18 protein-coding genes are annotated in these 24,289 nt (G+C 63.8%); 3 read left to right on the forward strand and 15 right to left on the reverse strand.

What is annotated here, in order from left to right; all coding sequences use genetic code 11:
* A complete protein-coding gene (locus tag AC1D10_RS27390; protein WP_477277448.1) occupies window positions 1–429 on the forward strand; it encodes a hypothetical protein in 429 nt (142 codons plus the stop codon).
* Window positions 430–715: 286 nt separating this feature from the next.
* Window positions 716–1,576, forward strand: a complete 861-nt coding sequence (locus AC1D10_RS27395; RefSeq protein WP_477277450.1) for a hypothetical protein — start codon at window positions 716–718, stop codon at window positions 1,574–1,576.
* A gap of 100 nt (window positions 1,577–1,676) precedes the next feature.
* Here AC1D10_RS27395 and amaB read toward each other — a convergent pair whose 3' ends face one another.
* The 8 genes from amaB to AC1D10_RS27435 all read right to left on the reverse strand — a co-directional run bounded on the left by amaB (window position 1,677) and on the right by AC1D10_RS27435 (window position 14,332).
* A complete protein-coding gene (gene amaB, locus AC1D10_RS27400; RefSeq protein ID WP_477277452.1) occupies window positions 1,677–3,191 on the reverse strand; it encodes an L-piperidine-6-carboxylate dehydrogenase in 1,515 nt (504 codons plus the stop codon).
* 181 nt (window positions 3,192–3,372) lie between these two features.
* The gene (locus AC1D10_RS27405) at window positions 3,373–4,647 is read right to left on the reverse strand and encodes an RNA polymerase sigma factor (protein WP_477277454.1); all 1,275 of its coding nucleotides are present in this window, start codon (window positions 4,645–4,647) and stop codon (window positions 3,373–3,375) included.
* On the reverse strand, window positions 4,644–5,018 hold the full coding sequence (locus tag AC1D10_RS27410) for a YciI family protein (protein WP_379102443.1): 375 nt from the start codon (window positions 5,016–5,018) through the stop codon (window positions 4,644–4,646). The genes AC1D10_RS27405 and AC1D10_RS27410 overlap by 4 nt, the downstream gene beginning before the upstream one ends.
* A 108-nt stretch (window positions 5,019–5,126) precedes the next feature.
* Complete coding sequence (locus tag AC1D10_RS27415) at window positions 5,127–6,233, reverse strand: DNA topoisomerase IB (RefSeq protein WP_477277457.1); 1,107 nt, start codon at window positions 6,231–6,233, stop codon at window positions 5,127–5,129.
* Window positions 6,234–6,331: 98 nt separating this feature from the next.
* Window positions 6,332–7,216, reverse strand: a complete 885-nt coding sequence (locus AC1D10_RS27420) for a transglutaminase family protein (protein WP_477277459.1) — start codon at window positions 7,214–7,216, stop codon at window positions 6,332–6,334.
* 30 nt (window positions 7,217–7,246) lie between these two features.
* On the reverse strand, window positions 7,247–9,658 hold the full coding sequence (locus AC1D10_RS27425) for a circularly permuted type 2 ATP-grasp protein (protein WP_477277461.1): 2,412 nt from the start codon (window positions 9,656–9,658) through the stop codon (window positions 7,247–7,249).
* Window positions 9,659–9,664: 6 nt separating this feature from the next.
* Window positions 9,665–13,024 (reverse strand): transglutaminase family protein, encoded by a 3,360-nt coding sequence (locus AC1D10_RS27430; protein WP_477277463.1) that lies wholly within the window; start codon window positions 13,022–13,024, stop codon window positions 9,665–9,667.
* Between the two features lie 111 nt (window positions 13,025–13,135).
* Window positions 13,136–14,332 carry an acyl-CoA dehydrogenase gene (locus AC1D10_RS27435; protein WP_477277465.1) on the reverse strand — a complete coding sequence of 399 codons (1,197 nt, stop codon included), beginning with the start codon at window positions 14,330–14,332 and terminating at the stop codon, window positions 13,136–13,138.
* 154 nt (window positions 14,333–14,486) lie between these two features.
* On the opposite strand from AC1D10_RS27435, the gene AC1D10_RS27440 reads away from it, so the two are divergent.
* The gene (locus tag AC1D10_RS27440) at window positions 14,487–15,398 is read left to right on the forward strand and encodes a LysR family transcriptional regulator (protein ID WP_477277467.1); all 912 of its coding nucleotides are present in this window, start codon (window positions 14,487–14,489) and stop codon (window positions 15,396–15,398) included.
* Here AC1D10_RS27440 and AC1D10_RS27445 read toward each other — a convergent pair whose 3' ends face one another.
* From AC1D10_RS27445 to AC1D10_RS27475, 7 genes are all read right to left on the reverse strand, one after another.
* Window positions 15,399–17,723, reverse strand: coding sequence for a Tex family protein (locus AC1D10_RS27445; RefSeq protein WP_477277469.1), 2,325 nt, complete (start codon window positions 17,721–17,723; stop codon window positions 15,399–15,401).
* A 129-nt stretch (window positions 17,724–17,852) separates the two neighbouring features.
* Entirely contained in the window at window positions 17,853–19,034 is a 1,182-nt protein-coding gene (locus tag AC1D10_RS27450) for a serine hydrolase domain-containing protein (RefSeq protein WP_477277471.1), read from the reverse strand.
* Window positions 19,035–19,066: 32 nt separating this feature from the next.
* Window positions 19,067–20,263, reverse strand: coding sequence for a serine hydrolase domain-containing protein (locus AC1D10_RS27455; protein WP_477277472.1), 1,197 nt, complete (start codon window positions 20,261–20,263; stop codon window positions 19,067–19,069).
* 66 nt (window positions 20,264–20,329) lie between these two features.
* Window positions 20,330–21,358: an extracellular solute-binding protein gene (locus AC1D10_RS27460; protein ID WP_477277474.1), complete on the reverse strand. Its 1,029-nt coding sequence runs from the start codon at window positions 21,356–21,358 to the stop codon at window positions 20,330–20,332.
* A 28-nt stretch (window positions 21,359–21,386) separates the two neighbouring features.
* Window positions 21,387–22,199, reverse strand: coding sequence for an ABC transporter permease (locus tag AC1D10_RS27465; RefSeq protein WP_477277476.1), 813 nt, complete (start codon window positions 22,197–22,199; stop codon window positions 21,387–21,389).
* On the reverse strand, window positions 22,192–23,121 hold the full coding sequence (locus AC1D10_RS27470) for an ABC transporter permease (protein WP_477277478.1): 930 nt from the start codon (window positions 23,119–23,121) through the stop codon (window positions 22,192–22,194). The genes AC1D10_RS27465 and AC1D10_RS27470 overlap by 8 nt, the downstream gene beginning before the upstream one ends.
* Window positions 23,121–24,221, reverse strand: a complete 1,101-nt coding sequence (locus AC1D10_RS27475) for an ABC transporter ATP-binding protein (protein WP_477278140.1) — start codon at window positions 24,219–24,221, stop codon at window positions 23,121–23,123. Before AC1D10_RS27475 ends, AC1D10_RS27470 begins: the two co-directional genes overlap by 1 nt.
* Window positions 24,222–24,289: the final 68 nt, after the last annotated feature.

The raw sequence follows: 24,289 nt of genomic DNA on the forward strand, positions 1-24,289 counted from the left end.
GTGTTCGAAAAAGCGATATCCACACCGCTTTTCCCGTTGAAGGGAGGCGCGACCATGCGCAATTTTACACCAAGGATCATAGCAATCGCATCGCTTCTGGCGGCGGTGCCATTTTCGAGTGCTTACGCAGTGCACCGCCACAGGGTCGAACCACAGGCCATGTCCGTTGAGGCGAGAGCGGTCCTGGATCAGTTGCAGGGCGTCAAGCAAGGGATTGTCGAGGCAAGGGATGCAAAGGCGATTACCCCCGAGCAGGAGCACGATCTGATGATGAGGGCCAACGCCATCCATCGCTCGGCGACAGGAGACGGCTCATACCAGGGTTTGCTCAGCCAGATTGAGGACCTGGATCAGCGGCTGCAAGACGATTCAGGCGGCGGCTTCTACATCGGCGACGGCGCCGATGGCGGCTATTATCCCAACGGCTGACGCAGGCTGACAATAATCGCATGGCGCCTTCCGGCGATTTCGGAGGCGCCGGCTTTTTCCGATACGAGCCTCGCTTGCGCGCTCGGCGTGATCACCCAAATCTTCAGCGGAATGCCCGGCGCCGTCGTCTAGGTCATTGCAAATACTTGGCGGCATGCTGGCCCGACTTTTGCTTGGTCTCTTCGGGTAGTGAGCCGGGATGGAACGTCTGGACACAAGCGGCGAAGGCTGAAAATGTGGTCACGTCGTCTGGGTTGCAGAGGCTCGCTCGGAACACAAGGAGGATATGCTGAATCTGGAAGACATTGCCGGCCATCCGGCCCTGCATCGCTATGTTCAGGCACAGTCGCTGGCGCTGATCCGCATCTATGAAGAGAGCCCGCGGCTGGCTTCCATTTTCGCCACGCAGCAGCGTTGGCTGATGGGCCATGTCGGCCTTGCCATGCATTTCAGGCGTGACCCGCTCGACCGCAGCAAGCAGCTGACGGTGTCGCGCTTCATCGAGGTCGTGCACCAGCATGCGGTGGCCAGCCGCAACACGGCCGACGCTTTCATCAAGGAGATGCTGCACTACCACATCGCCGAGTATGTGTCGGGCGGCGACGGCCGCACGCACCCCCTGCAGCCGACGGCAGTCACGGTACAGACTTTCACCGGTTGGGTCCTTGCCCATCTGCAGACGCTGGATCAGCTCGACGGTGCCGATCGGCTGGCCAGGTTCCTGGAACGGCCCGACATGGTTGCCAGGCTGCAGCCTCTGGTGGCGGACGGGCTGCTTTCCTCCAAGCCGGTGCGCGAACCCAACCAGACCTTTTCCCTGTTCATCTGGCTCAACAATGGCGGCATCGTCATGGACTGGCTGATGTCGGGCATCGACCCCGATCATGCCGGTCTCGACCGGATTCCGACCAGCGTGGTTTCGATCGGAGACTTCGCCAGATGGCTCAAGCTGTCGCGGACCCACCTTGCCCGCAAGCTGCGCGCGGCCGAGAATCTCGGCAGCATCGGATGGCTCGGCCAGCGCGGCCATTCGGTGATGTGGGTGTCGAAGACGTTCTACCAGGAGTACATGACTGTCCAGGCCGCCAAGCTGGCCATTGTGGCCGCCGCATTCGACGCCTGTTTTTCGCAATCAGGGGCCTGCTGAACCCTGGCCTTGATCTAAAGCATGTTGCCTAAAAGTGACCCTGGTTTTGGGGCAACGAGAGCGGCATCCCCCGTGCGGGGGATGCCGCAAGCGGATTCCCTCAGTCGATGTCGAACGAAACGCCCTGCGCCAGCGGCAGCGCCTTGGAATAGTTCACTGTGTTGGTGGCGCGCCGCATATAGGCCTTCCAGGCATCGGAGCCGCTCTCGCGGCCCCCCCCGGTTTCCTTTTCGCCGCCGAAGGCGCCGCCGATCTCGGCACCCGACGTGCCGATGTTGACATTGGCAATGCCGCAGTCCGAACCGTCGACACCGAGGAAGCGCTCGGATTCCTGCAGGTCGCGTGTGAAGATCGACGACGACAGGCCGGCGCCGACCGCATTGTGCTCCTCGAGCACGGCGTCGAAATCCGAATATTTCATCACATAGAGGATCGGCGCGAAGGTTTCTTCCGTGACAGGGGCCACCTGCTTGGGCATTTCGACCAGCGCCGGATGCACGTAATAGGCATCGGGATGGCCGTTCTCGACCCGGGTGCCACCGGTCACCTTGCCGCCGTGTGAACCCGCTTCCTTCAGCGCTTTCTGCATGGCGTCGAAGGCAGCCTTGTCGATCAACGGCCCGACCAGCGAAGAGGTCTCCAGCGGATTGCCGACCGAGACACTCTCATAGGCCTTCTTCAGCCGCGGCAGCAAAGCATCATAGACGCTGTCATGCACGAACAGGCGCCGCAGCGTCGTGCAGCGCTGGCCGGCCGTGCCCATCGCGCCGAAGGCAATGGCGCGCAGCGCCATGTCGAGATCGGCGGTCGGGCAGACGATGCCGGCATTGTTGCCGCCGAGTTCGAGCACCGCGCGGGCAAAGCGCTTGGCCAGGCGCGGGCCAACATCGCGGCCCATGCGGGTCGAGCCGGTGGCCGATACCAGAGGCACCTTGGGGTGGTCGACCAGGATCTCGCCGACGGCGCGGTCGCCGATCAGCACCGGCGCCAGGCCTTGCGGCGCGTCCGTACCGAAACGCTTTACCGCGCGGGCAAAGATCGCTTCGCAGGCGAGCGCCGTCAGCGGCGTCTTCTCAGATGGCTTCCACACCACCGCATCGCCGCAGACCAGCGCCAAGGCGGCATTCCACGACCACACCGCGACCGGGAAGTTGAAGGCGGAAATGACGCCGACGACGCCAAGCGGATGCCAGGTTTCCATCATGCGATGACCCGGGCGTTCAGTGGCGATGGTCAGGCCGTACAATTGCCGGGAGAGGCCGACGGCGAAATCGCAGATGTCGATCATCTCCTGCACTTCGCCGAGCCCCTCGGACGGGATCTTGCCGACCTCGATCGAGACGAGCCGGCCAAGCTCGGCCTTGTGTATACGCAGTTCCTCGCCGAGCAGGCGGACCAGTTCGCCACGCCTCGGGCCCGGCACCATGCGCCAAGCCTGGAACGCCTGGTGCGCGGCATCGATGGTCTTGGCCGCGTCAGCCGGCGAGATCGTCTTCAGCGCCGCGATCTGCTCGCCCGTCACAGGGCTGCGCACGATGAGGTCGCCGCCGACAAGCGCGTCCTTGGCCACACCCAGTTTCGCCAGAAGTTCGGCCGTTTCCTTCGCTATCGTCATTTTTGTCCCTTTCAGATCCCGTCGCCATCATTGGGCACCGGGTCCAGCCTGCGCCATGTCGCCCGCGTGCCGAAAGGCACTTCAGGCATTGTCATGGCGTGGCATTACTCGTTTCAGGGGAAAATCGCCACCCCGGCATGGTCCAAGCCGTGCGCAGACCGTTGAACCAGACCGCGATCAGTCATTTCGCCGTGCGGACAGGTCCTCGTACAGCACCGTCTTTCATCAGCCGGTCGATATGCATGCGGATATGGGCGGCTTCCGCCGCCGTGTTGGCCAGCGCGATGGCACGGTCGAAGGCGACACGCGCCTCCTCGCCGCGGTCAAGCTGCATCAAAAGGCCACCCTTGAGGCCGAAGAAATGGAAATAGCCGGACAGCCTCTGTTCGAGCGGCTCGATCAAGGCAAGCGCCTCTGCCGGTCCGCGCACCTTCGAGACCGCGACGGCGCGGTTGAGCGTGACCACCGGCGACGGCTGCATCTGTTCGAGCAGGCCATAGAGCAGGTCGATCTCCACCCAGTCGGTGTCCTCGGCCTTCTCGGCCCGCGCATGCAGCGCGGCAATCGCCGCTTGCACCTGATAGGGGCCGGGTTTGCGATGGCGCAGCGCCTTGTCGACCAGTGCCAGCCCCTCGTCGATCATCTTGCGGCTCCACAGGCCGCGATCCTGATCCTCGAGCAGCACGATCTCACCGTCTCCGTCGAAGCGGGCCGGCGCGCGCGCATGCTGCAACAGCAACAGCGCCGCCAGCCCCATGATCTCCGGCTCTGTCTGAAACAGCCGCAGCAACAGCCGCGCTAGCCGGATCGCCTCCTCGCACAGCGGCGCGCGGGCCGGCGCCTCGCCGCTGTTGGTCGAATAGCCCTCGTTGAAGATCAGGTAGACCATGGCGGCGACAGCGGCGAGCCGTTCCGACCGCTCGACCGCGCCCGGCGTCTCGAACGGCACGCCGGCTTCAGCGATGCGCCCCTTGGCGCGGGTGATGCGCTGTTCCATGGCGCTTTCGCCGACCAGGAAGGCGCGCGCGATCTGCTTGACGGTGAGGCCCGAGACGATGCGCAGCGCTACTGCGATCTGCTGCGTCGGTGGCAGATCGGGATGACAACAGATGAACAGCAGCCGCAAAATATCGTCGCGGTAATGTGCCCCGTCCAGCCGGTCGGCGATATCGCTCTCGGCATCTTCCAGGTCGGAGATCTGGTCTTCCTCCGGCATCGGCGCCTGCTTGGCGCGCTTGCGCACCGCATCGATTCCGCTGTTGCGGCCGACAAAGATCAGCCAGGCCGCCGGGTCGCGCGGCGGCCCGTTCTGCGGCCAGTTCTTCAAGGCCCTGAGACACGCATCCTGGAAAGCTTCCTCCGCCGTATCGAGATCGCGGAAATAGCGCAGCAGCGCGCCCATTGCCTGCGGGCGGGCGCCGCTGATGGCCGAGCTGATCCAGGCGAGGTCGGTCATACGGCAACCTTGGTGGGATTGAAGACCGAGACCGGCCGAATCTCATAGGAACCGCCGCTCGGATTGACTTCGGAAAGCTCGCGGGCGAACTCGACGGCCTCATCGAGATCGGCGCATTCGAGCGTGTAGAAGCCGAGGAACTGTTCCTTGGTCTCGGCGAACGGCCCGTCGATGACGACCGCTTCGCCCTTGACCTTTCTCAGCGTCGTTGCCGCCGTGGTCGGCAACAGCCGCGCTACCGGACCAAGCCGGCCGGCCTTGGCATATTTGTCCTGGACGTCGAGAAGGTTGGCCATGACTTCGTCATCCTGCGCCTTGCTCCACGAGCTGACGACGTCTTCGGAAGCATAGCAGAGGATCGCGTAGAGCATGGTTGGTCCTTTTCTCTGTCAAAGGACGAAACAGTAAGACCGATCCCGACACGACGTCGATAAAAAAATCCCCATGCCGCGGATTTGGCGACCGCCTCTTGGCGCCAGTCAGCCCTCGCGCGTCTTCAGCCATCTCAGCACGAGGGCTTCCTCGTCGTCGAGACCGTCTATCGAGCGCTTGCGCTTGTTGGCGTCGGCCATTTCGTCGAGCAGTTGGCCTTGCAACCACGCCTCGAAGACCTGCGGATGGATGTAGCATTTGCGGCAGACGGCGCGCGTGTTGCCCAGCCGCTCGGCGACTTTGTCGATGACGCCGTTCATCATCCGCTTTTGCTGCGCCTGGCTTTCCGGCAATTCCATATGCGCAAACAACGACGCAGCGTGGATGGTGCCGCCCCAGGTGCGGAAATGCTTGGAGCTGAACGCATCGCCAACGGCCTCGCGAATATAGCGGTTGACGTCCTCGGAACGAACCGGCCGCCTGTTGCCGTCTTCATCGAGATACTGGAACAGCTTCTGGCCCGGCAAATCCTGGGCACCCCGCACAATGCCGGCGATGCGGCGATCGACCAGCTTCAGTTTCCATTCCTTGCCGGACTTGCCCTTGAAGGCAAAACGCAGGCTCGAGCCCGAAATATCGACATGGCGATCGCGCAGCGTGGTCAGTCCGAAACTCTTGTTGTCGCGGGCGTAGGCGGCATTGCCGACGCGGATCATCGTGTTGTCGAGCAGCCAGACGACGGCGGCGACGACGCGCTCGAGCGGCAGGCCGTGACGGCGCAGATCACCGTCGATCCTGCGCCGCAGGTCAGGCAGGCTTTCGGCAAAGGCCACAAGGCTCGAATATTTGGCGCCGTCGCGTTCTTCGGCCCATTGCGGATGGTAGCGGTATTGCTTGCGGCCACGCTGGTCCCTGCCGGTCGCCTGGATATGGCCATCGGCGTCGGGCGAAATCCACACATCCGTCCAGGCCGGCGGAATGACGATCGCCTCGATGCGCGCCCTCACGGCGACCGGAACTGCCCGTCCGTCCGGCCCCTTGTAGGAAAACCCGTTGGCTGTCTTCAGCCGCCGGATGCCGGGCTCGGCATCGCTGACATAGCTAAGCGAGGCATGATCGGCCGAGCTTTGCGCCCCGTTCTTCGGCACCGCGTTCTTCGGCACAGCGTCTTCGTCAGCCGATCGGCTGTGCGACAATCCGGATTTTTGCAGCATGTCTGCTCCGCGCAATATCCGTAGATAAGCTGCGGGCCGATTGCTGGTTCCACATCCCGTCCGAAAAGCCTGCGGCGACGATCACGCCCGGCCTGCCTTCACGCCTTTTCGAGCACGACCGGAATGACGTCGACAGCCTGCTCGCCGACCTGTCCGCCGGTGGTCTTGAGCACGCCGACGATCGGCGCCACGTCCGAATAGTCGCGGCCGTGGCCGACGGTGATGTGGTCGTTGCTTGCCCGCATGCCGTTGGTCGGATCGAATTCCTGCCAGCCGGCATCGCGCCCGCACCAGACCTTGACCCAGGCATGCATGGCATCGGCGCCTTCCAGCCGAGGCTTGCCCTTCGGCGGAATGGTGCGCAGGAAGCCGCTGACATAGCCGGCCGGGATGCCGAGCCCGCGCAGGCCGGCGATCATGATGTGCGAAAAATCCTGGCAGACGCCGCGCCTCAGCTTGAAGGCATCGCTGGCCCGGGTTCGCACCGTGGTCGCCTCGCCGTCATAGGTGAAATCGCGATGGATGCGATTGCACAGGTCCATCGCCGTGCCGGCGGCCGAGCCGCCGACACTGTCGTGCGCATAGAGGGTGATCGCATCATCGAGGCCGGCATGAGTGCTGCCGGTCAGGAAATGGTGCGGTGTATCAGGCGCCAGCGACCGCACCGCAGTGAGTTCCTGCCTGAGCCGGCCGATATCCGGTGACACGTCGAGCCCGGGCTCGGGCCGCGACACCGATACGCGCGCGCTCATCCTTATGTCGAGCGCGTCATGCGCGTCGCGAAAGGCGATCGAGGTGACGTTGTTGCCGAAGAAGTCCGAAAAGTCCGAACGTTCGTTGGGCGCCGGTGCAAAGGACAATGACGCGGCGATGACGCGCTGCACCCCGGAAATCGTCGATGGCAGCACGCGGATCTGATGGCGGCCGCCGCCGGCCGCCGCGGCGTAGTCGTAATGCAGATGGAGCCGGATGTCGTAAAGCATGCTCTACTTTTCTTGTCTTGGCGCAGGTCCTTAGCCGAAATAGGCTTTGGCGAGGCTGTTGTAGAGGCCGCCGATTTCATAGGCGAGATCGTCCAGTGCCTTTGCCGTCATGTCCGAAGGCTCCTTGATGGCGATCTGGGTGTTGAGCTGCAGGATCTCCTTGGCCGCCGGCGACATATGCCCTTCGCCGCCGAGCGACGGCAACAGGCCGATCTCGGCCTTCAGCCTTTCGAGCTGGAACAGGATCGAGCGCGGATTGAGCGGGTCGAGCGCCAGAAGATCGATCACCGTGCGCCGGCCGGCCTGCACCGGATATTGCCGGCGGTGGGTCATGACGCTGTCGCCGATCTCCAGCATCATGTCGAGTGCACCATCAGGTGCCTTGGCACTGGTCAGCCGGGACAACGTGCGGGCGATCTGGATACCGCGCTCCAGCCGCCGGCCGATCTCGAGGAAACGCCAGCCGGCGAAGCGGTACATATTCTCGTGCAGCAGGCCGGAGAAGCCGGCGAGCTTGCGCAGGATGACCGTCATGGCCCGTGTCGCGTCGTCGCCCGGCGCCACCGTGGTTGCGAACTGATGGATGGTCTTCGACAGGTCCTTGAGCGCCAGCCAGCCATCGGGTGAGAAGCGGTCGCGGATCTGCCCGGCGCTGTAGACGGCGCTGTCCAGCGTACCGATCAGCCCGGACGGGATCGCCGTCTCGACATCGATGCCGAACGGTTCGAGATAATCCCTGATGTCGGCGAGCAGCGGCATGTCCGGGTCGGACGTCTCGGCCAGCCGCACATGATAGGCGCGCAGGATGCGCACCGTGTCTTCCGAACGTTCGATGTAGCGGCCGAGCCAGGTCAGGTTCTCCGCCGCGCGGCTGGGCAGGCTGCCCGGCCTGGTGCGGATGAAGCTGTCGCCCTCTTGCGGCAGCAGCGTCTCGCGCTCCACCGGCTTGTCGCTGACCACCCAGACATCAGCCGCCTGGCCGCCGCGCTGCATGGCGATAGCCGTCGGATCGAGTGACAGGCCGACGCGGGCAAACCCGCCCGGCATCACCGTCCAGCCCTGGGGCGTTCGCGCCAGATAGACGCGCAGGCTCGCCGGCCGCGGCTCCAGCCAGCCGCCGACATAGACCGGTGTCGTCGAAAGCGTCACCGCTTCCTGACCGACGAAGGCGCCGCCGTCGCCTTCGATGCGCGCCACCAACTCCGCCCGCTCCCCGGCGGACAGCGCCGAGCCGAGCTTCGTCGAATCGTCATCCTCGAAGGCAAGTCGTGTCGACAGCGCCGGGCCAATCACCATGCGGTCGATGTTGGCCAACACATGCGCGCGCTCCGTCGCCTGGCCGCACCACCACGTCGCGACGCTTGGCAAGAGAAGCTCCTCGCCCCGCAAGGCGCGTGCGATCTTGGGCAGGAAGGCGAGCAGCGCGCGTGTTTCCATCAGGCCGGACCCAAGCGCATTGACGGTCGCAACGGCGCCTTGGCGGATCGCCTCGACCAGCCCCGGCGTGCCGATCTGCGAATCCGAGCGCAGTTCGAGCGGATCGGCGAAGGCCGCGTCGAGCCGCCGCCACAACACGCTGATCGGCATCAGGCCGGAAACCGTTCGCACCATCAGCCTGCCGCCGGAAACGGTCAGGTCCTCGCCTTCGAGCAGCATGATTCCGAGATAGCGGGCGATATAGGCGTGTTCGTAATAGGTTTCATTGAGCGGGCCCGGCGTCAGGATGGCGACGCGGCCGTCGGTTTCCTTGGCCATGCCGATCAGCGCATCGCGAAAACGGCGGAAGAAGCCGGCAAGGCGGTGCACATGCATCTCGCCATAGATGTCGGACAGCGCGCGCGTGGTCGCGACGCGGTTCTCCAGCGCAAAGCCGGCACCGGACGGCGCCTGGGTGCGGTCGCCCAGCACCCACCACTGGCCGTCGGGCCCGCGGCCGAGTTCGAAGGCGCAGAAATGCAGGAAATGGCCGCCGGCCGGCCTGGTGCCGACCACGGGCCGCAAATATTCCGGGCTGGCCGCAATCAATCCCGCCGGCAGGATGCCCTTTTCGACCAGCCGGTTGGGGCCGTAGATATCGGCGATGGTTTCCTCGAACAGTTCGGCGCGCTGGACGAGGCCGGCGCTGATCGCGGCCCACTCGCTCTCTTCGATCAGAACCGGAACATGCGCCAGCGGCCATTCGCGCTCGTTGGCACCGGCTTTGTCATAGACGCGGTAGTAGACGCCGGCGTCGCGCAGATACTGGTCGGCGCGGGCGAAGCGCTGGCCGAGCTTCTCAGCCCCCAGTTCGTCGAGTGCCTCGATGAAGTGCTTCCAGACAGGACGGGGACTGCCTGACGCATCGACCATTTCGTCGACGACGCCATCGATCGGCTGGTAGTGCTCCAGCAGGCTGTGGATCTGCGGCTTGCCGCGTACCCTCTTGTGATTCCCCTTCGCCATGTCCGATCACAGTCTTGGTGGACGTCGAAGGTCAAGGGTCATCGGGAAATCTTCCGCCGGTTGTTCCTCGCGCAGCACATAGCCGGACGGCGTATGACCGCGCGGTTCGAAGCGGGCGAGCCGCCGTGCCTCCGCCTCGTTGCCGTTGACAGGGAAAGTGTCGTAGTTGCGTCCGCCCGGATGGGCGACATGGTAGACGCAACCGCCGACCGCGCGGCCCGACCAGCGGTCATAGATGTCGAAGACCAGCGGCGTGTTGACCGGCAGTGCCGGATGCAGGCCCGACGCCGGCTGCCATGCCTTGAAGCGGACGCCCGCCACCGCCACTTCGCGGTTATCGGTCACCTTCATCGGCACGATGCGGCCGTTGCAGACGATCGCATGGCGTTCGGGGTTGAGGCCCTCTGTCTTGACCTGCAGCCGTTCGACCGAGGAATCGACGAAACGGACGGTACCGCCGATCGCGCCTTGTTCGCCCATGACGTGCCACGGCTCCAGCGCCTGCCGCAGTTCCAGCTTGATGCCGGCGTGCTGGACCTCGCCACAGAACGGGAAGCGAAATTCGAGCTGGGCGTCGAACCATTCAGGACGAAACTCGAAGCCGTTGAGCTTGAGGTCGTCGAGAACATCGAGAAAATCCGCCCAGACATGATGCGGCAGCATGAAACGGTCATGCAGCGAGGTGCCCCAGCGCACGAATCGGCCGTCGAGCGGGGTCTTCCAGGCACGCGCGATGATGGCGCGCACCAGCAATTGCTGCGCCAGCGACATGCGCGCATTGGGCGGCATCTCGAAACCGCGGAACTCGACCAGGCCAAGCCGGCCGGTCGGGCCATCCGGCGAGAAAAGCTTGTCGATGCAGATTTCCGAACGGTGCGTATTCCCGGTGACATCGGTCAACAGGTTGCGGAACAGCCGGTCGACCAGCCACGGCAAGGGTGCCGCGCCCTGGTCCGGATGCGGCACTTGCGCCATCGCGATTTCGAGCTCGTAGAGCGAGTCGTGACGCGCCTCGTCGAAGCGCGGCGCCTGGCTGGTCGGGCCGATGAACAGGCCGGAGAACAGGTAGGACAGCGACGGATGCCGCTGCCACTGCAGCACCAGGCTCTTCAACAGATCGGGCCGGCGCAGGAACGGGCTGTCATTGGGCGTCGCGCCGCCGACGACGACGTGATTGCCACCGCCGGTGCCGGTGTGACGGCCATCGATCATGAACTTGTCGGCGCCAAGCCGCGTCTGCCGCGCCTCCTCGTAGATCGCAGTCGTCGTCGCGACGCAGTCCTGCCAGTTGGAAGCGGGGTGGATGTTGACCTCGATGACGCCGGGGTCGGGCGCGACGCGGATGACGTTGAGGCGCGGATCGTGCGGCGGGCCGTAGCCTTCGATATGCACCGGCAGGCCGATCGCCTTTGCCGCATTCTCGGCGGCGGCGACCAGTTCGAGATAGTCTTCCAGCGCCTCGACCGGCGGCATGAACACGCAGAGCCGTCCGTCGCGCGGCTCGACCGAAAGTGCTGTGCGCACCGCACCGCCGATCTCGGTGATTTCCTGCTCGACCCGGTCCTGTTGGCCGCTTGCCGCGGTGAACGACACCGCCTGCTGGCGGCGCGCCATTTCATCGGCGCCTTCGAGTTCGGCCGGAGCCGCTATGGGCAGGATCGCCGCGCGCGCCGGCAGCGGCCCGCGCGGCAGCGAGGGATCGACCGGCACGATATAGGGGAACTGCGCCGGCGGTACGTAAGGAAGCGTGCCGAGCGGCAAGCGATAGCCGACGGGTGAATCGCCCGGCACCAGGAACAGCCTGCCGCGTCGCGTCTTCCACTTTTCCGAGCGCCAGCGCGGACCCGACGCCTGGCTGTTCCAGCGCTGGACGGGCAGCACGTAGCCGGACGGCTTGGTCAGCCCACGTTCGAACACCTTCGCCATGCGGCTGCGCTCTTCCGGATCCTCCAGCTTGGAGTTGGACGGATCGACATTGTCCGGCAGCTTGCCTTCCTTGAGCAGCCACTCCGCCGGATCCTCATAGGCCTCGCTGACCATGGATTTTTCGATGCCGAGCTCACCGGCAATCGCCGTCAGCAGGCTTTCGGCCTGTTTCGGCCCGACATCGGCCGCGCTCTTTTCGCGCGCGATCAGCGACGGGTCGCTCCACACCGGCTGGCCATCGGCGCGCCAGTAGAGCGAGAAGGTCCAGCGCGGCAGGCTTTCGCCCGGGTACCATTTGCCCTGGCCGTAGTGCAGGAAGCCGCCGGGCGCAAACCGCTCGCGCAGCTTCCGGATCAGCGCATCGGCCTTTTCGCGTTTGGTCGGCCCGACGGCGGCGGTGTTCCACTCGGCGGACTCGAAATCGTCGATCGACACGAAAGTCGGCTCGCCGCCCATGGTCAGCCGCACGTCGCCTTCCGCGAGTTCGGCATCGACCTTGTTGCCGAGCGCATCGAGCGCCTGCCAGCTTTCATCCGAGAACGGCTTGGTGATGCGCGGATGCTCGGCGATGCGGTCGACCCGCATCTCGAAGCCGAACTCGACGTTGGCAAAGCTCGCCATGCCGGAAATCGGTGCGGCATTGCGGAAATGCGGCGTGGCGGCGAGCGGCACATGGCTCTCGCCGGTGAGCAGGCCGGAGGTCGGATCGAAGCCGATCCAGCCGGCGCCCGGAAGATAGACCTCGCACCAGGCATGCAAATCGGTGAAGTCGACGGCCGTTCCCGGCGGTCCGTCGAGCGCGACGAGGTCGGGCTTGAGCTGAATCAGGTAGCCGGAGACGAAGCGGGCGGCGATGCCGAGGTTGCGCAGGATCTGCACCAGCAGCCAGCTCGAATCCCGGCACGAACCTTTTTTCGCGGCCAGCGTCTCTTCCGGCGAGAACACGCCGGTCTCCATGCGCACGATGTAGGCGATTTCGCGCTGCAGCCGGGCATTGAGGTCGACGAGGAAATTGACGGTGTTCTTTGCGCTGCGGTCGATGGTCCCAAGCAAGGCCGAAAGCAGCGGACCGGCCGGCTCCGGCGTGCGGTAGATGGCGAGATCGTCGCGGATCTCTTCCGGATACTCGAACGGAAACGCCTCGGCTGACGGCTCGACGAAGAAATCGAACGGATTGTAGACCGTCATGTCGGCGACGAGATCGACCTCGATCTTCAGTTCTGTCACCGGCTCGGGAAAAACGAACCGGGCGAGGAAGTTGCCGTACGGGTCCTGCTGCAGATTGACGAAGTGGTTTGCCGGCTCGACCTTCAGCGAATGGCTCAACACCTTGGTGCGGGAATGCGGCGCCGGCTGCAGCCGGATGATCTGCGGCCCGAGAACCACCGGCCGGTCGTACTTGTAGTGGGTCAGATGGTAGACAGCTGCCAGAATTGCCATGGGGCCCCGGGATTCAGCGTTTCAAACGAATTCGCTGAACCCTGACACAAATGGCGGCCATTCTCCAAGCAGAGATGTTGCGGTGCACCTAATTTAAGCAGGTGTGCCGGCTTAGAAAAACGCCTGCAGGCCCGTCTGCGCCCGCCCCAGGATCAGCGCATGCACGTCATGCGTGCCCTCATAGGTGTTGACGGTCTCCAGGTTCTGCGCATGGCGCATGACGTGGTAGCCGATCTGGATGCCGTTGCCGCCATGCATGTCGCGAGCCTGGCGGGCGATGTCGAGCGCCTTGCCGCAATTGTTGCGCTTGACGATCGAGATCATCTCCGGCGCCATCTTGCCTTCATCCAGCAACCGCCCTACCCGCAGGCTCGCCTGCAATCCCAGCGCGATCTCGGTCTGCATGTCGGCGAGCTTCTTCTGGTAAAGCTGCGTGCCGGCCAGCGGCTTGCCGAACTGCTTGCGGTCGAGACCGTACTGGCGGGCGCGGTGCCAGCAATCTTCCGCGGCCCCCATCGAGCCCCAGGAAATGCCGAAACGGGCCCGGTTGAGGCAGCCGAACGGGCCTTTCAGTCCGGAGACATTCGGCAGCAGCGCGTCTTCACCAACCTCGACGCTTTCCATCACCACTTCGCCGGTGATCGAAGCCCGCAGCGACAGCTTGCCGCCGATCTTCGGCGCCGACAGCCCCTTCATGCCCTTTTCCAGCACGAAGCCGCGGATCTCGTCCTTGCCATTCTCGCCCTTCAACTTCGCCCAGACGACGAAAACATCGGCGACCGGCGAATTGGAAATCCACATCTTCGAGCCGGAGAGCTTGTAGCCGTTGGCGGTCTTTTCCGCACGCGTCTTCATGCCGCCCGGGTCGGAGCCGGCATCCGGCTCGGTCAGGCCGAAGCAGCCGATCCATTCGCCACTGGCAAGTTTCGGCAGATACTTCTTGCGCTGTTCGTCCGAGCCATAGGCGTAGATCGGGTACATCACCAGCGACGACTGCACGCTCATCATCGAGCGATAGCCGGAATCGACGCGCTCCACTTCACGCGCCACCAGCCCGTAGGTCACGTAGTTGGCGCCGAGGCCGCCAAACTCTTCCGGGATGTTGATGCCGAGCAGGCCGGCCTCGCCCATTTCGCGAAAGATCGCCGTGTCGAACGTCTCGTTGAGATAGGCGTCCTCGATCCGCGGCGCCAGCTTGTCGGCGGCAAAGGCCGCGGCACCATCGCGCACCATACGCTCGTCTTCGGAAAGCTGGTTCTCGATCAGGAACGGGTCTTCCCAGACGAAGGTATTCTTGTCGGCGGCCATAGCTCTCTCCCAACTGATGCAGATCGCCCAAAAGTCTCAGCGGTTTTGGGATGGCGACATGCATGAAGCAAAATCTTGGCCCGGCTTATCGACCTGCGGCCCGAAAAAATCAAACGAAATTGCTTCACCGATCAATGAGCGTTAGTAATGGATCATGAGTGTCCAACGCCGCCTCCTACCGAACATCAGCGCTCTTGCCGCCTTCGAGGCGGTGGCTCGCCTGGGTAGCTTCACCGCCGCCGCCCAGGAACTCGATCTGACCCAGGGCGCGGTCAGCCGGCAGATCAGATTGCTGGAGGATCAGTTCGGCCGCCGGCTGTTCGAACGCGACAGCCGCAACGTCAGGCTGTCAACGGCAGGCGAAATCTACGCCGATGCGGTGCGGTCGGCGCTTGGCCAATTGCGTGACGGCGCCCTTGGATTGATGAGCAATCGGCATAGTGGCATCCTGAACCTTGCCATCTTGCCAACCTTCGGCACGCGCTGGCTGATGCCGATGATCCCCGATTTCGTCGAAAGCAACCCCGATATCACCATCAACTTCGTCACCCGCGTCGGCCGATTCGACTTCGCCCGCGAGCGGCTGGATGCCGCCATCCACTACGGCCTGCCGGACTGGCCGGAGGCCGACTCGACGCTCCTGGTGCGCGAAACGGTGGCGCCGGTTGTGTCACCCGAATTCCTCGCCGGCCGCGCCATCGCCGCACCGGCCGACATCGGCCGCTTGCCGCTGCTGCACATGGCGACGCGCCCTGGCGCCTGGACCGAATGGTTCGAGCACCAGGGCCTGAGCGCGCCGACAGGACCGGGCATGCAGTTCGAACAGTTCGGCACCGCCGCCCAGGCCTGCATGGCGGGGCTCGGCGTGGCGCTTTTGCCGCTGATTCTCATCGCTGGCGAATTGCAGCGCGGCCAACTGGTGCCTGCGCCCGGCCAGCCGATGCAAAGCCGCAGCGCCTATTATCTCGTCGTCCCGCACGACAAGCGCGGCCACCCGCCGGTCGCCAGCTTTCGCGACTGGCTGCTGGAGCAGCTTGAGAAGGAGCCGGCTGTTCTGGCTTGGTAGCTACTTCCGCTTCAGCGCATCGGCCAGTGCCGCGCCGAACGCACCTTGCTGCGCCGGCCGTTCCGGCTGGCGCTGCGGCGCTGGCGAACGCGGCGCTGGCTTGCCACCCGTGGTGTCACGTGGCCCGCCTCTCGATGCACTTCCCTCGCCGCCATCCCTGCGCATCGACAGCGCGATGCGCTTGCGCTTGATGTCGACATCGACGACGCGCACCTTGACCACATCACCCGCCTTGACCACCTCATGCGCGTCCTTGATGAAACGGTCGGCCAGTTGCGAGACATGCACCAGCCCGTCCTGGTGCACGCCGATATCGACAAAGGCGCCGAAGGCGGCGACATTGGTGACTGTGCCTTCCAGCAGCATGCCGGGCTTCAAATCCTTGATGTCGTCGATGCCGTCGGCGAAGGTCGCCGTCTTGAAACCGGGGCGCGGATCGCGGCCGGGCTTTTCCAGCTCAGCCAGGATGTCGCGCACCGTCGGCAAGCCGAAACGCTCATCGACGAAGACGCGCGGATCGAGTGCCTTGAGCACTGCACTGTCGCCCATCAGCGCGCGCACGTCGCGGCCGCAGGCGGCGACGATCTTCTTCGCCACGCCATAGGCTTCCGGATGCACCGACGAGGCGTCGAGCGGCTCGCTGCCATTGGCAATGCGCAGGAAGCCGGCGGATTGTTCGAACGCGCGAGGTCCAAGGCGGGGCACCTTGAGCAGATCTTTCCGGCTGGCAAAAGGTCCGGTCGCATCGCGATGCGCGACGATGGCGTCGGCCAGCGATGCGCCAAGGCCCGAAACCCGGGCCAGCAGCGGCGCCGAGGCGGTGTTGAGATCGACGCCGACAGCATTGACCGCATCCTCGACCACCGCTTCCAGCGAGCGGCCGAGCCGGTACTGGTCGACATCGTGCTGGTACTGGCCGACGCCGATCGACTTCGGCTCGATCTTGACCAGTTCGGCCAGCGGATCCTGCAGTCGCCGGGCGATCGACACCGCGCCACGCAGCGACACGTCGAGGCCGGGGAATTCCGCCGCCGCCGTCGCTGAAGCCGAATAGACCGAGGCGCCGGCCTCGCTGACGATCACCTTCAGCGGCTTCGGCCCACCATCCGCCGGCATGTCGGACAGCATGTCCGCCACCAGCTTTTCGGTTTCACGGCTGCCGGTGCCGTTGCCGATCGAGATCAGCTCGACCTTGTGCAGGCGAATAAGCTTGGCCAGTTCCGCCTGTGTGCCGCGTGCGTCATTCCTGGGCGGAAACGGATAGACCGTCGTTGTCGTCAGCACCTTGCCGGTGCCGTCGACCACCGCCACCTTGACGCCGGTGCGGATACCGGGGTCGAGCCCCATGGTGGCGCGCGAGCCGGCGGGCGCGGCAAGCAGCAGATCCTTCAGGTTGCGGGCAAAGACATGGATCGCTTCCTCTTCTGCCCGCTCGCGCAGGTCCCGCATCAGGTCGAGTGTCAGGTGCAGCGAAAGCTTGATGCGCCACGTCCAGCCCGCCACCTCCATCAGCCAGCGGTCACCCGGCAGGCTGCCGCCGACGGCATAGGCATTGGCGATCATCCGTTCGACCGGCTTCACCGGTGACGTGTCGTCGGCATCGACCTCGATGTCGAGCGACAGCACTTCCTCGTTGCGGCCGCGCAGCATGGCCAACGCGCGATGGCTCGGCACATTTGCCCAGCGCTCGACATGATCGAAATAGTCGGAGAATTTCGCGCCGGCCTCCTGCTTGCCGTCGACCACCCGCGCGCGCATGAAGGCGCGTTCCTTCATGTAGGTGCGCAATTTGCCGACCAGGTCGGCATTCTCGGCGAATTGTTCCGACAGGATGTCACGCGCGCCCTCGAGCGCTGCCTTGGCGTCAGCCACCTCTTCGCTGACATAGGCCAGCGCCAATTCGACCGGGACCAGCGACCGGTCGGCAAGGATGGCCTCGGCCAGCGGCCCCAGCCCGCGCTCCCTGGCGATCTCGGCCTTGGTGCGCCGCTTCGGCTTGTAGGGCAGATAGATATCTTCCAGTTCGGCCTTGGTGGTGGCGGCGGCGATCTTGCCTTCAAGCTCCTCGGTCAGCTTGCCCTGATCACGGATGGAGCCAAGAATGGTGTCGCGACGCGCATCGAGCTCGCGCAGATAGACAAGACGCTCCGAAAGCAGCCGCAGCTGCGTGTCGTCCAGCCCGCCGGTCACTTCCTTGCGGTAGCGCGCCACGAACGGCACCGTCGCGCCCTCGTCGAGCAGTTCGATCGCCGCCGCGGCCTGTTCGGGCCGCGCGGTGATCTCGGCCGCGATGATGGCGGCAATGCGCTTGATGTCGGATGCCATGTCGTTCCTGCTCTCGTCGAAAAGAGCGGCGACCATAGGCGCAGACGCTCAGTCCGCCAACCGCCGCGTTTTCATCGGCCCAGCGGGTCCACAGGAAAGCGTGCGCTAATGTGGCGCTCTTGGCGCGGATCAGACCATCCGGCTCAGCGCCTCGAAGAAGGCGACGATCTCGATATCGAGTGGGTCGTCGACCGGCTCCGGCTGCGACGACATTTTGGCGATCACCACTTCGGTCCTGGGATCGACATAGAGCCACTGGCCGTGGATGCCGATGCCGCAATAGGCGCCGTTTTCGGCACCGGTCTGGTACCATTTGTTGCGATAGCGGCCCTTGGGGAACAGCGGCAGCATTGCGCCGCGCTGCCAGGCATCCGTGCTGCCGCCGGTGCTGGTGGTGTCGCGCACCCAGGCCTCCGGCACGATGCGCCGGCCATTGACCGTGCCGCCTTGCCGCATCATCTCGCCGACACGCGCCAGGTCGCGTGGTGTCACCGAAATACCGCCGGCGGTGCGCGCCGTGCCCTCCATGTCGACCCCGATCGAGGCGTCGCTGACGGCGCCAAGCGGCAGCCACAGTTTCTCGCGCATCAGGTCGCTGAACCGCTGACCTGAAGCGCGCTCGAGCAGGATGCCGAGCAGGTCGGAATTGGGCGAGCGGTAGCGGAAGGTCTGGCCATGCGGCTCGGCAAGCTGCTGCAAGGTCAGGATGAAGTCGCGCAGGCTTTCGGTGCCACCGCCCGGGTTCCATAGGGTGGCGCGGCGATAGCGGGCAAAGGCGCTTTCCGGATCGAGATAGGCCTCCTCGAAATCGAGGCTGACGCTCATGTCGAGCACATGCCGCACGCTGGCATCGCCATAGGCCGAGCCGGCGGCTTCCGGGATGTAGGCCGTCACCGGCGCTTCCGGATCGAACATCCCCTCGCCTTCCAGTATGCCGGCGACAATCGCTGTCACCGACTTGCTGATCGAAAAGATGATGTGGCGGGCACCGAAATCCATATGCGGCGCAAACCAGTCGCCGATGACCTTGCCGCTCTTCATCACCGTCAGCGCGTCGCTGCTCGAGCGTGCGAGAAATTCAGCCACTGTCTCCGGCGCGCTGGCGATCGTAATTTTGTCGCCGAGCAGGCCGCTGATATCCCGCACCGGCGCCTCGACACTATCAGGCGCAACCGCCACACGTGCTGTCGGCACCAGTTCGCCGAGATTCTGGAACGACCACCGGTTGAACGGGTTTTCGCGCCAGTTGGCGAGCAGCACCTCATTGCGGCGGAAGCCGTATCGGGTCTCGAACGCGGTCTTGCCGGTCATGGCGGTTCCTTGCAGGTCGTTTCTTGTGGGGTTCAGCCCAGTGCAGCAGCGATGGCGTGCACGGCCTTCACCGTCGCCACCGAATAGGCGACATTGCTGAAATCCGGATAGGTCGAAAGCTTCACCACGACCATGCGGCTGTTCCAGTCGATGTGGATCATCTGTCCGAACACGCCCCGGCACATCAGCGCGCGTGAGCGCGGATCCTCGATCCAGAACTGGTTGCGGTAGCTGCCCTCAGGCAGGCTCGGGTTGAAGTCCGGCCCGTGCCTACCGTTGCGCGTCGCCTCGATCCAGTCGGCCGGCACCACGCCGCCGCCTTTGTCGAGGATCAACTGGCCGAAGCGGCCATAGTCGCGCAGCGTCGCGTTGAAGCCGCCATCGGCCACTGCATAGCCGGCACTGTCGACGGTGAAACAGGCGCTTTCGTCAGCACCAAGCTTTTGCCAGAGCTCTTCCGAAACCAGCTGCGGCAGACGTTTTCCAGTCACCCGCTCCATGATGAAGGCGAGCACATCGGTCTCGATCGAGCGGTATTCGAAGGCTGCGCCATGCGGACGGATCGTTTCCGTGAGGCCGAGGATCAGCTCGAACATGTGCGAGGGCCAGCGAAAGGCCGGATCGCTGTCCGGCGGTACCGGCTTCCAGCCGGTAGCGACGTCGACCTGACCGATGTCGGAATAGCGGTCGGTATATTCCTCGGAAAAGCGCACCCCGCTCGTCATGTCGAGCACGTGCTGGACGCTGGCGCCCGCCCAGCCGGTGACGGCGAGCTCCGGCAGGTAGTCCGTCACTGGCCTGGCCGGATCGATCAGGCCGCGACCGACCAAAATGCCGAACACCGAGCCGGTGACCGATTTCGCCATCGATTGCGACAAATGCAGCGACCGCTCGCCCATCCCGTTGAAAAAGCGCTCATAGGCTATCTTGCCGTCCTTGAGCACCAGGAAACCGTCCGTATAGGTCTCGTCGAGAAGGCCGGCGAGTGTCGTCTGCGCCCCCGTGCTGTCCTCGACTGGCAGCCCATCGAGATCGACCTCGGCGCGGTCGAACCGATGGCGATGGCCATTGCCGCGCCAGACTTCGGCGGTCGGCAGGAACTCCCTGATATGCTGGAACGCCCAGCGGTTCCACGGCGGCCGGTCCCAGTCGAGCTTGGGCAGCACCATGGCGGGCGGCGAGCCCCGCATGATCGGCGGCATCGGATCGGAATTGCGGTAAGACGTCATCGAACCTCCCCGTATGCGCGAAGAAGGGGGGCCGAAGCCCCCCTTCCGAAGGATTTGGGACGAAAGCTACTTGCGCAGGTTGGTCCAGATCTTGTTGTAGATTTCGACCACCTCAGGCGGGCAAGGCGGAACGAATTCCGCTGCCGGCGCACCGGCCGGCGGGTTGAGTTCCGGCGACGCCGCGAAATCCGCCGGCAGGAACTTGTGGCTGCCTGCAATGCCGTTGTCGTAGCCTGCGAACTCCGAAATCAGCGCCGCGTTTTCCGGAGCCATGATGAAGTCCTGGAACAGCTTCGCATTGTCGAGGTTCTTGGCGCCCTTCAGAACCGCGACATTGTCCATCCAGCCTTCAATGCCTTCCTTCGGATAGGAATATTTGATTGCCGGGATTTTCTGGCGAGCGCGATAGGTCGCGCCGTTCCACGCTTGTGTGACGATCACGTCGCCGGAGGTGATCTTGGTGATCGTGTCGTAGCTGAAGGTCTTCCATGACGGCTTGGCGGCCACTAGGATGTCGTTGACTTTCTTGAGGTCGGCCTTTTCAGCGCCGCATCGCGGCACGCCCGCATAGCGTTCGGCCGCATGCATGACGGTGTTGACGTCGTCGAGCATGTTGATCTGGCCCTTCAACTCGTCCGGCGGGTTGAAGAGGATTGCCAGCGTGTCGATGTTGCCCTTGTACTTGTCAGTGTTGACTTCGAACGTTGTGGTGCCGAACTGCCACGGCGCGGTGTAGTGGCGGCCGCTGTCCCAATAGATGTCCAGGAAACGCGGATCGATGTTCTTGCCGTTCGGCATTGACGCGGGCTCGGTCTTTTCGAGCAGACCCTCGTCGACCATGATCTTCACTGTGTAGTCCGATGGCACCACGATGTCATAGCCCGAATTGCCGGCGCGCACTTTCGACAGCATGGTTTCGTTGGAATCATAATCGTCCAGCGTGACCTTGATGTTGTACTGTTTTTCGAACTTTTCGATCAGCTTGGGATTGGTGTAGTCACCCCAATTGTAGATATGCAGCTCGCCATCGGCGAGCGCCGGCACTGCCCATAAAAGCGCTGCGGTCGAAACGGCAGCCATCAGTTTCCGAGACATTCTTGTTCTCCTTTGCCTTCCCATTAATTCAATTGGCGCGTCGGCGCGCGATGAGGAACGATACCGAGACGAAGAGGATCGAGACCAGCAGCAGGATGGTGGAGATGGCATTGATCTCCGGCGTCATCGGCCGCCTGATCTGGTTCCAGATATAGAGAGGCAGCGTCGTCTGCCCAGGCCCCGCGACGAGCTGCGTGATGGTGAAATCGTCAAAGGATACGATGAAGGCGAGTGCCGCACCTGACAGAATGCCGGGAATGAGCAAGGGCAGCGTGATGCGCCGGAACGCATGCCAGGGGGTGGCATAGAGATCGGCCGCGGCAGATTCGAGCGTCAGATCCATGTCCTCGAGACGCGCCCGGATCGGCATATAAGCAAAAGGAATGCAAAACACCGAATGAGCGAGGATCAGATTGCCGATGCCGAAATTCAGTCCGAAAGCCCCGGCGATCAAGGCGAAGAAGGACAAGGTCGCCACCGCCGTGATGATCTCGGGGACCATCAGCGGCAGATTGATCACCATGAAAGCCGCCGAAAGCCCGCGCCACGGCTTTACCCGGGTCATGCCGATCGCCGCCAGCGTAGCGCATATCGTCGAAATGATCGTCGCGCTCACCGAGATGATCAGCGTGTTCGCGGCGGCTCTGTGGAATTCCTCGTTGAGCAGCGCACTGCCGTACCAGGTCAGGCCGATACCTTCCCAATGGGTAACGAGCGACCCCGTGTTGAATGAAAACACCATTAGGATCAGGATCGGTACGTAAAGCACGCCAACGCATATGATGGCGATCGTGCGAAATCCCGGCTGGTCCTTGATGTCGAGGTTGCGGGGGTCAGCCATGCTGGATTTTCCCCGACGTGTTGCGAACGTAGAAGTAGAGAGCCACCAGCACCGCCGCCATCAGGATCAGCGCCTGGGCGCAGCCGAGCGGCCAGTTGCGACCGGAGCCGAATTGCTGGGCGATGAGATCGCCGATCATCAGGTGGATGCCGCCGCCGAGGATCAGCGGCGTCACATAGGCCCCGAGCGCCGGAATGAAAACGAGCAGGCAGCCCGCTATGATGCCGGGCAGCGACAGCGGGATGATCACCCGCCAAAGAACTTGCCGGCGTGTTGCATAGAGGTCGTTGGCAGCCTCGACCAGCCGGAAATCCAGCTTCTCCAGGCTGGCATAGAGCGGCAGGATCATAAACGGCAAAAACGAGTAAAGCAGGCCGAGCTGAATGGCGAAATTTGTGTAGAGCATGGTGATCGGCTTCTCGATCACGCCAAGCCCCATCAGCAGATTGTTGATGAGGCCTTCATCGCGAATGATGAACATGATCGCCAGCGTGCGCACCAACAGGTTCGACCAGAACGGAATGGTGATCAGCAGCACCCACCAGTTACGCTGCGCCGGGGTCCGCGTCGCCATGAAATAGGCGGTCGGAAAACCAAGCAGCAGGCAGATGACCGTCGTCACCACGGCAAAGAGAAACGAGCGCAGATAAATGATCAGGAAATCCGGCGTGAACTGCAGCGTGTCGTCGAAAATATCTCGTTGAAACAGGAAGTTCAGATAGGCATCCGTCGAAAACTTCCACTTCACGCCGCCATAGGGCGCGGCCTCGAGAAACGAATAGACGCAGATGATCAGCAGCGGCAGCACGCCAAACACACCGATGATGATCAGCGCCGGCGTCGACAGCAGGCGATTGCGGCGGCTCGCGGCCCGTGCCGCTTTGGCTTCGAACAGTGCGGCTTGCGGAACTGCGTTTGTCATCAGTCCCTCAATATCCGCGCGCCGCCATCCTCGAACACGATGCCGACTTTGGCGCCCGGCTCGAATGCCACCGCACTCGAGCGGCTGTTCTGATGGCGCACGATGAAATTGTCACCGCCGTCGAGGTTCACGTGGTAGTGGGTGTCGGTGCCGAAGTAGACGACATTCGCCAAGGTCCCGGCGACAGTACCCTTGGCCGCATCGGCAATCAGATCCGCATGTTCGGGCCGCACCACGACCGTCACTTCCCCGGAAGGATCGAAGCTGTCGGGAAACCCCGCCGCCACCATTGCGTCGGAAGCGATCCTTACAGTGGCGACGCCGGACTTCTTCGACACGACGGTGCCCTTCAGGAAATTTGTTTCGCCGATGAAGTCGGCGACGAAGCGCTCCGCCGGACGGTCATAGATGTCGCGCGGCGAGCCGACCTGCAGGATCTTGCCGGCTGACATCACCGCGATGCGGTCCGACATGGTCAGCGCTTCTTCCTGATCATGGGTGACGAAGATGAAAGTGATGCCGGTCTCGTGCTGCAGCCGCTTCAATTCGATCTGCATTTCCTTGCGCAGCTTGTAGTCGAGCGCCGACAAGGGCTCATCGAGCAACAGTACTTTCGGCTGTGGTGCGAGTGCCCGTGCCAGCGCCACGCGCTGTTGCTGGCCGCCTGAAATCTGGCTGGTGCGGCGGCCCGCCAGCGCCTCCATCTTCACCAGCTTCAGCATCTGGGCCACGCGGGCCTTGATCTCGGCCTTCGGCTTGCCCAGCATCTCCAGACCAAAGCCGATATTCTCGGCGACCGTCATGTGCGGGAACAGCGCATAGGACTGGAAGACGGTATTGACCGGCCGCTTGAACGGCGGCAGCGGCGCGATGTCCTGGCCATAGAGCAGGATTTCGCCGGCGCTCGGAAAATCGAAGCCGGCTATTAGCCGTAAAAGCGTTGTCTTGCCGCAGCCGGACGGGCCGAGCAGCGTGAAGAACTCATTTTCGCGGATGGAGACGGAAACGGTATCCAGCGCGGCGACTTGCGCCTCCCCCGTACCGAAAACCTTGCGCACACCACGGACTTCGATCGCATTCTTACCCGGTTGTTCCGGCACGATTACCCCATTGAGAAAGCCTGCTCTTTGCGGCAGGTTTCGTTCCTGTTTGATTGTCATCACATGGC

The organism is Mesorhizobium sp. P2_A8, assembly GCF_056404935.1.